This window comes from Kosakonia sp. CFBP8986, from assembly GCF_034044935.1.
GTDB classification, from domain to species: domain Bacteria; phylum Pseudomonadota; class Gammaproteobacteria; order Enterobacterales; family Enterobacteriaceae; genus Kosakonia; species Kosakonia cowanii.
The window spans coordinates 1-8,205 of record NZ_JAXCXB010000019.1 but is presented as its reverse complement, the minus strand read 5'-3'; the positions used below and the strand labels follow the sequence as shown (position 1 = coordinate 8,205).

At 47.5% G+C, this 8,205-nt stretch carries 7 protein-coding genes and 1 pseudogene; 5 read left to right on the top strand and 3 right to left on the bottom strand.

Annotation, left to right across the window (positions count from 1 at the left end):
• Nucleotides 1-35: 35 nt before the first annotated feature.
• Nucleotides 36-287 (bottom strand): phage exclusion lipoprotein Cor, encoded by a 252-nt coding sequence (gene cor, locus SOM48_RS22540; RefSeq protein WP_054803319.1) that lies wholly within the window; start codon nucleotides 285-287, stop codon nucleotides 36-38.
• 151 nt (nucleotides 288-438) lie between these two features.
• Here cor and SOM48_RS22535 point away from each other — a divergent pair, with 151 nt between their 5' ends.
• The 5 genes and pseudogenes from SOM48_RS22535 (at nucleotide 439) to SOM48_RS22520 (ending at nucleotide 5,427) form a co-directional block, all read left to right on the top strand.
• Entirely contained in the window at nucleotides 439-1,659 is a 1,221-nt protein-coding gene (locus tag SOM48_RS22535; protein ID WP_320513061.1) for a tail fiber domain-containing protein, read from the top strand.
• 1,638 nt (nucleotides 1,660-3,297) lie between these two features.
• Nucleotides 3,298-3,510 (top strand): transcription antiterminator/RNA stability regulator CspE, encoded by a 213-nt coding sequence (gene cspE / locus SOM48_RS22530; protein WP_320513060.1) that lies wholly within the window; start codon nucleotides 3,298-3,300, stop codon nucleotides 3,508-3,510.
• A gap of 529 nt (nucleotides 3,511-4,039) precedes the next feature.
• Nucleotides 4,040-4,186, top strand: a pseudogene (locus tag SOM48_RS22745) (transcriptional regulator); the annotation flags it as partial.
• A gap of 232 nt (nucleotides 4,187-4,418) precedes the next feature.
• Complete coding sequence (locus tag SOM48_RS22525) at nucleotides 4,419-4,751, top strand: EmrE family multidrug efflux SMR transporter (RefSeq protein ID WP_312480702.1); 333 nt, start codon at nucleotides 4,419-4,421, stop codon at nucleotides 4,749-4,751.
• Nucleotides 4,752-5,226: 475 nt separating this feature from the next.
• Nucleotides 5,227-5,427: a hypothetical protein gene (locus tag SOM48_RS22520; RefSeq protein WP_320513059.1), complete on the top strand. Its 201-nt coding sequence runs from the start codon at nucleotides 5,227-5,229 to the stop codon at nucleotides 5,425-5,427.
• Between the two features lie 111 nt (nucleotides 5,428-5,538).
• Here SOM48_RS22520 and SOM48_RS22515 read toward each other — a convergent pair whose 3' ends face one another.
• On the bottom strand, nucleotides 5,539-5,751 hold the full coding sequence (locus SOM48_RS22515) for a hypothetical protein (protein WP_320513058.1): 213 nt from the start codon (nucleotides 5,749-5,751) through the stop codon (nucleotides 5,539-5,541).
• Between the two features lie 386 nt (nucleotides 5,752-6,137).
• A complete protein-coding gene (locus SOM48_RS22510) occupies nucleotides 6,138-7,652 on the bottom strand; it encodes a sensor domain-containing diguanylate cyclase (protein ID WP_320513057.1) in 1,515 nt (504 codons plus the stop codon).
• Nucleotides 7,653-8,205: the final 553 nt, after the last annotated feature.

Sequence of the window (8,205 nt, the reverse complement as noted above, 5' to 3'; positions counted from 1 at the left end):
TACTACAAAAATGCGCTGGGCATCACCTGATACTGTCACTCAGTCACCGGCAGCCTGTCGCAGGCCGAGGTGTCTGTAAAAGCACTCCGCTCAACCCACTGATAACCGAAGCTGCCGCCGGAGAGATATTCGGTGGTGCTGACCGGTTTTCTTATGCCGAATACCGGAACCGACACCCGGTTTTTCATCACCACAGCCTCGTTATAGCACAGCGGGGGCGTGTTGCTGGCGCAGCCTGATGCCATTAACGAAACCAGCACAACCGCCGCAGCGTTAATCATTTTCATCTTTATTCCCTGAACCGTATGGATGTGAATCCATTCTATTGGCCGCCTGGTCAGGCGCTAAATAGATTAAACAGATCAATATTTCCTGATTGATCGACTTTATCGATCGTTTATACGTGCGCCGTATTCTGGCGCCATGCCCGGAGAAAACATGATTTACACAACTGGCTCAATTGCAGTCAGCGGCAACACGCTGACCGGCACCGGCACGAATTTCACCGCAGCAGGCTCCCTCATTCGTAACGGCTGCACGGTGCTGGCACTGACCAGCCCGGCGCAGGCTTTCCAGATCACCTCAGTCGACAGCGCGACCAGCCTCACAGTGACCCCGGCGGCCAGCCCTGCGATTCCCGCCGGCACGAAGTTCGCCATCCTGCTGAGCGACAGCCTGAGCGTGGATGGCCTGGCACAGGATATCGCCGAGACGTTCAGCATGTACCAGCGGTATATGGGCGGCTTTGCTGACGTGATGAACAGCAGCGGTGATGTGACCATCACCATCAACGGTCAGCCCGTTACCGTGCCCGGTCAGAAATCGCTGGCGAAGAAGGGGGCTAACTCCGACATAACCAGCCTGAACGGACTGACAACAGCGATCACACTTGCTCAGGGCGGTACCGGCGCAAAGACGGCAGCAGGAGCACGCACCAGTCTGGGGCTGGGAAGTATGGCCACCCAGAGTTCTGACGCGGTAAACATAACTGGTGGATCCGGGACATTCACCAGCCTTAGTTCTGACGCGGTGACCATCACCGGTGGAACAGCTTCTCTTGGCACTATCGAGACAAAAGCGGGTGCGGAGCAGCCACTGGTGATACGCACCAATCCGACGAGTGGCCTTGGCTATATACGTTTCAGGGATGCGTCTGAAAATCCACTGGCTTATCTGGGATTCGGAGCGAGTGGTGCCCAGCACTTTATTCTGGCGAGCAACAAAGCAGGGGGCGCTAACTACGCTTTCCAGACAAACGGAACCGCTACGGGGCAGCTGTGGCAGAGCACATCCGATGTCAGGATCAAGAAGGATATAAAACCGATCACCAATGCGCGTGACGTAATCAGTGCAATCACCGGGTATACCTTCAAGAAGAGATACAATCTCTATGACGTCGCCGAACCGCTTTATACCGAAGAGGCGGGGATCCTTGCCCAGGAGCTTGAGCTGGTGGCTCCTGAAGCAGTCTCAAAAAATGATTTCGGCGCCCACGACCTCGAAAACAATCCGATTGATGATTTACGCGCGGTCAACTATGCAGGGATCACACCATACCTGATAGAGCTGGCGAAGCTACATGAGGCCGAGATTTCCGGTTTGAAGGGAGAAGTGGCACAGCTTAAGGCGCTCGTGTCTGCCCTGGCGCAGGGCGCTTAAATAAAAAAGCCAGCCTGTGATGATGCCAATAGTGGCCCAATCAAATACCAGCCCATAAAGTTATATTTCTGATATATCATTACAGCTGTACTTCTCCGCTCAAGCGTTGAAAGCTAACCCATGAGAGTCATGGTATAACATGCACAGAATCGATGAACTGAAGCAAAGTAACTGTATATTAAGTGAGGCAGTCATGGAGTTGCTGGCTGCCGACTTACCCATCACAACGGATTCACTGCTGGAAAAGATGCATGTCTTCTAGGCCAGGGGGGCAGGCGAGTATCAGCAGGAAACTATAAACAGTACTGTTAAAACTATTATTGCAGCCGCTAACGCGGGCAAAGGGATACGCAGCAACACCATCCCAATTCTGCCGGAATGAAGCTGAAGAAAATCTCAAAATTGTCGTGAAATTATTGAATTGCATTTGTGTTTTGTTAAGTATGTACTTTCTGAAACCGTGCGGCGGTCTGAACATAACATAGCGTGGAACTGTCATTATTTGCTGCTATACCACCTGTGTTACAGAGGTCAGTTTCATCCATGCCATGGCGCGAGTGTAAACCAGCTAATTCGTGATTTTATAATTAAGCAATGAACCGAACTAGAGTGCTCAAAATTAAACGTTGGTTGTGGATACAAAAACTTAGGCGCCGCTGGAGAGACGATAACAAATTAAGACGTTCAGCCCGGGATAAGGGATGGTTTGGCATTCTGGAGGTATTTCATTGTGAAAGGAGCTATAAGGAAATACGGGAAGAGTTCTCGCGTAGCAGGTTGAATGAGAAGGGGCCTTAACTGTCAGAAATGCCAGAGCTGTTAATAAAAACATGTCTTTAAAAACAGTATTGACTCAGCTTTGTGAATGCGTAAATTACAACTTAACAGCACAGAGAAAAGTTGACGGTTAGTAGCAGTACTGGGGTTAGCCATTTTGCAGTAAAGGCCACGAAGTTTGTAGTTTGGGGTGTAGTATGCTTTCAGGCCTTGTAGTGATGTGCTGGTTCGCAAAATGGTAGTGTAAGTGCGACGATGTAAGGCCTTTAGAGTTCATGCTGTCGATTTTGTTATGGTCCTGACAGCAAAGGGCAACGCATCAAAGAGTAGATGTCGCAATGGGGAATGTACTCGTTTAAGTTGCCGTTCAGGAATGGATGGCAAGGTGTGTATCAGGATAAATAGAGGGAGATTTTTTAGTATTAATGCCCAAAATTATCTGTAGTAAACGGGTGCATTTGTAAGTAGTACAAATGGCAGTAAATCTCAAGAAAGTTCATTAATGTTAATTCTGAAGTCCGTAGTACCTTAAAAGCCCTGGTTGCAATGGCCAGGGCTTTTAAGAGTTACTCCCTTTCTGAGTCGTTACTCTCCAGCTTCATCATCTCCCTTTTGTAAAGCAATTCTGCGGTTTGCTGACAAAAACAGCCTTGCTTAATGCTGCGTAACAGTCCATCATACTTTCACGGTTTGGCAAACAGACCTTATGTAAGCAGTTTTAGTAAAGCAGTCCTCATTTCAAGCGTTATCCTTCGATACTCCTCTGCATGAGCCTTCTCCTAAGTGCCCCCATAAGTCATCATCTGCAAGCAGGCCATGTTCGCCACAACATGTGGCTCAAGAAAATTAAAGGAAATATCTGTGTCTAATAAAATGACTGGTTTAGTAAAATGGTTTAACTCTGAGAAAGGCTTCGGCTTCATTACCCCAACTGATGGCAGTAAGGATGTGTTTGTACACTTCTCTGCTATTCTGGGCAGCGATTACAAAACGCTCGATGAGGGGCAAAAGGTCGAGTTCTCGCTCGAGAATGGTGCCAAAGGTCCTGCAGCCGGAAATGTCGTTGCGCTTTAAAAGCTGATAATACTTACACGAACACTTACGACAGCGATGACGGTCTGAACCTGAGCAGATAAGTGTATGTGATAAAAAACCCGCTCTGAGCGGGTTTTTGCGTTTCTGGCTATCCGCAATCTGACTGGGACACAATGCAAGAGCGCCGCGGCCTCACTACAACTGCTTGAGTGAGAAAATCAATCCAAATAATGCAATCCCGATGGCAGTACCAAAAAGAAGCCCTATCAGTAACCTCCAGCCCACCTTAGCCCCTCCAGTAATCAATTCAGGCAAGATCATAATATTAATCACATTACGGTGTATCAAGTCGTCTGCAACCGAAGTAGATGCAGGGGAATACTGGCGATAATTTTAACTATATGGCAGGGGTTTACTTTTTTTGCGCTGTGCAAATTAAAGGCATAAAAAACAGCTGTAAGTGACTGGTTTGTAATTGTATTTTTGTTCGGCACGAGAGGCTTAGTACCAAAACCAGCCATCTAAGCGCGTCTTCTTTAAAGTCTGTCGCTAGGTACATCAGAATGAGAAGCTGTTTCGAGTGTACATGGTCGATGGCAGAAAAATTGAGGGGTGGTCTGCTGGTATCAATTCCAACCAATTAAGTCTTTACCAAGAGAGTGGCAAGCAACTGGTGATGCCATTTAATTGGGTTGATCGCATAGTGCCATGCTGATATTCCCAATAACTATACAATAGTGCCAATGTCCGCTATGTGCCAAAAGCGGACGTTATTGTTCTTGATATCCGATAAATCACCGAAGCTCTTTTTTACGAAACTAACTATGGCTAAAGTAAGACCTTAGTTCATTTATACTACCCAATACAGGTAGTGTTCGCTTCCTTCAGGCACACCTAACCCTATGTGGTATAATGATTCTTTGTTTTTATTACATAGGGGCCAGATTATGAATACATACATATTGCTTAGTGGGGCTATCGTAGCTGAAGTTATTGGTACAACTTTGATGAAATACTCTGAAGGATTTACACGCCTCTGGCCATCTGTAGGAACTATCGTTTGCTATTGTACTGCTTTCTATCTTCTCGCCCAGACGCTGTCGAGTATGCCTACAGGTATTGCATACGCAATCTGGTCAGGTGCTGGAATCGTACTGATTAGCCTTTTAGGCTGGTTGGTAAGTGGGCAAAAGCTTGATTTTCCGGCAATAGCAGGTATGTTCCTGATTATCTCTGGAGTTCTGGTAATAAATATTTTTTCAAGATCCTCACCTCATTAAATCTTTTTGATGCGAGTCAGATATGTGGCTCGCTTCGGTATTGTCTTTGGTTAATTGAGCAGACTGCAAATTCATTTCCCCTATGTCTGCTTTTCGCTCAAAACTGGCCTTCATATGCCTCTCTCTCGATAAAAGTTCTTTTCAGTCACAATGTCTGGTTGCAAGTGAAGAGGGTATCTTCGGGTATCTGCACCTTGCATAAGCCCTTCTCGGGTTTCTGGATGTTTAGTACCAGTTCTACTGATGATATTTAAGCCCGCCCCTGCAAATCTGAGTATAACCGCCTTCGAATTAATGGCCTTGTATCAGACCTGGACACCGGCGTTATATGCTCGAACTTAGGATAAGTCGTATAATTTTTTGCCCTTGCTCCTAGTATAGTCTTTCAGATGTATGGCGTATGCAATACCACTCGTTGTCAGGAAATGAATCAACCGAATACCTTTTTATCAGTGTATAGTATGGAGAGTAATGAATGAACGTCGAAAACTCAGAACGCAAATATGATATTTACGCAATATTAGGACATGCAGCCTCAAGTCTGCTGGCGTCAGGAAAGCCAGTAGATGAAGACAACATACTGACGCAGCTTAGTCTTGGCAGGGAGAAGTCTGTGGATGGGATGAGAATGCTGTATGATGAAGCCATTCGTATGATGAGTAACAAAACAGAGTAATATACCTGACATTCCTGCTCACAGACTATGGTCGGCAACTGCTGTCAGAACTGTCAATTTAAGGATGTCTTTTCCCGTTTTAAGCTGATGCGGGGTCAGCTTCGTCCCAATTCAGATGCCTTTTTGGTAATTCTCTTCCGCTGTTATTTTAGCAATGATTTCGCGTATGGCTTCTATTTTCCGGAATTCTTTTGCTGTTTCAAGCAAGGTTTTTAGTTTCTGAAGTAGCGAGGAATAAGTAATATCAACCTCCTCATCAAGCAACATGACAATGGCCTGACCGAGTATTATGTCAAATTCATTTCCATGCTTTTTTCTGCTCATGAGTACTCCAGTGAATTTCTGTAAAAGGAAGGCTGTCTAACACACCAGTGATACATAATACGCCACAATTTCCTTCCTGCCCTGATGCAAACCGAAATAATTTACCCGATCTGAAAAGGCCTTTTCTGTTTCAGAAATGCTTTTCCATTACAGTAGCCCTCTTTTCCCAATCGTGTACCTGAATGAAGAGGTTATCTTAGGGCACTAAAGCAGTGGCCAGTGCGACCCACTTGGAGCAGCCTCCGTATTAACCGGGAAATCTGTCCAGCGAGAGCGGGATGAATGTCCCCCTCAAGCAAAAAGCAGACTTACCGGCCATAAATTCCGCTTAAAATAAGGACGCGCTGAGCTTGAGTCTACAGTTGAAATTGCCGGCATAAAACCTTTTAACCTATGCCACAAACCCGGTTGCGACCCTTGCGCTTTGCTTCGTATAGTGCTTTGTCAGCCAGATGCTTAAGCCGCTCCGACTGGTCTGCATGGCCATCTGAAATCAGGGTGCTGTATCCGGCGCTGAGGGTGACCACACCTTCAGGAAGTACGGATCTTTCATGGGGTATCCTGGCAGCCATAACGGCTTTCACCGCCCGCTCCGCCACTTTTTTCGCATCAGGTTCGCCGGTAAGAGGCAGAATAAAGGCAAACTCCTCTCCACCATAACGGGCCACCACATCTCCCTGACGTTGGGTGACGTCTTTCAGGATAGTGCCCACCTGCCGCAGGCAGGCATCGCCAGCCACATGCCCATACGCGTCGTTATAGCGCTTGAAAAAATCAACATCGAACATGATGAGTGATACGGGTTCACCTGATTTATATGAGCGCTTCAGAGCCTGCGCCAGCATAACGTCGAACTGACGGCGATTGGCCAGCCCGGTTAGCCCGTCGATCAGTGCCAGCGCCTGCAACGTATGGTTTATGGTGGTCAGCTCGTCCCTGACTTGCGTCAGCTCAAGCTGGTTCTTGACGTTCACTCTTACCTGCCTGAGCACAAACATGCCCATACCGGAGATCATGGTCAGCAGTACTAAGTTCAGCACGACGTCAGCAACGTTGGCGGAGATCCAGTCCGCCCGGATTTTATCTCGGTCATAGCCAGCAGTAACAATGAGCGGGTACTGCGATAGGCGGGCATAGCCGTATAGCCTCTCCACACCGTCCAGCGTTGAACGCCAGGTTGCGCTGCCACTGGACGATGTTTTCAGAACGTTTGTGAACAGAGGACTCGAGGACAGGCTGCGATTAATAGCCGTTTCCGGCAGAGGCCGGATATACAATATAGAGGTATCAGCCAGTATCAGAGCCAGGACATCGCGTTCACCCAAGGTATAGTAGCTGTAGAACTGCCGGAAGTAGTCCACCTTTACCGTAGCCAGCGCAACGCCAGCAAACTGGCCGGACGCATCATTCAGGCGTAACGAGACCGGAATGACCAGGTCCCCCGTCGAGCGACTACGGATAACGCGACTCACATGCACCCCGGTATCTGAATGAGTACGGTGCCAGATAAAATATTCCCGATCAGCGTTGCTCCCTCTTGCTGGCACGTAATTGCCCGACGTGGCAATCCATTTTCCCTGCGCATCGTAAATAAAAAGGCCATGCAACTGGCTCAGCTTTCCCTGCTGTTCTTTCAGCTGATGCGAGAAGGCGGGGGTGACTGCGTAATGGAGTCCGTTAAGGCTGAGCTGTCTGACCGCGTCAGCTAGCGTAATATCGACCTGCAAAAAGGCATCTTCCGCCTGCTTTGCCAGCGAGACGGACAAGTTACGGGCATCTCCTTCCCGTATTTTCTGATTGTACTGCCAGGAACTCCAGAGGGTCCATATATTGACGCAGACCACCGCAAGAACGGTTACCAGCAAAAAAAAGGACATGGTCCGGCCCAGGGAATTACGCATCCAGATTGTCCTGACCATTCCGTTTTTTTTCTTCAAGGCTTTTCTGTCCTGATGCATACGTATCATGAAACATAGTTTTTGAATCAAGTAACCGCAAGCTTAGTTGCTTTACCGTATCACGCCTTGCCACATAATGAAGGTGGTGAAAACTTACCCCTTCTTTTAGAGTTAGGATTTGTTCTGACATAACTCTCACAGGAATCATTAGCGTCCGCTTATGGCACAAAGCGGACTGCCCCATATCTGAACTCCGGTCAAAACAATCACATCGGTGCCTTCACGCTAACCTAGCCGCTGCATGCTGAAGGGTTCATCCTGTTCTCACTATCGCCCGTTTATTGCTTAAAGCGGACCTTCAGCTCACTTAGCTTGTCCGCTTCGTGCCAAAAGCGGCCATGCATTTTTGTGTGGTGCGTTATCCATAGGCAGGAATGTGAATAGATAAATATAAATTGTTATAATCCAGGCATTCCTGTGCCCTAAATTTAAGTTAACAATGGTAAACAGAATTCTGATAAGTGCTTGCCTGATGGGTTTTAAAGAGCGCTATAAC

Excerpts from the sequence above, each read along its gene's own strand:
- SOM48_RS22510 (WP_320513057.1), bottom strand. The coding sequence starts at position 7,652 with ATGCGTAATTCCCTGGGCCGGACCATGTCCTTTTTTTTGCTGGTAACC.
- SOM48_RS22515 (WP_320513058.1), bottom strand. The coding sequence starts at position 5,751 with ATGAGCAGAAAAAAGCATGGAAATGAATTTGACATAATACTCGGTCAG.
- SOM48_RS22525 (WP_312480702.1), top strand. The coding sequence starts at position 4,419 with ATGAATACATACATATTGCTTAGTGGGGCTATCGTAGCTGAAGTTATT.
- SOM48_RS22520 (WP_320513059.1), top strand. The coding sequence starts at position 5,227 with ATGAACGTCGAAAACTCAGAACGCAAATATGATATTTACGCAATATTA.
- cor (WP_054803319.1), bottom strand. The coding sequence starts at position 287 with ATGAAAATGATTAACGCTGCGGCGGTTGTGCTGGTTTCGTTAATGGCA.
- SOM48_RS22535 (WP_320513061.1), top strand. The coding sequence starts at position 439 with ATGATTTACACAACTGGCTCAATTGCAGTCAGCGGCAACACGCTGACC.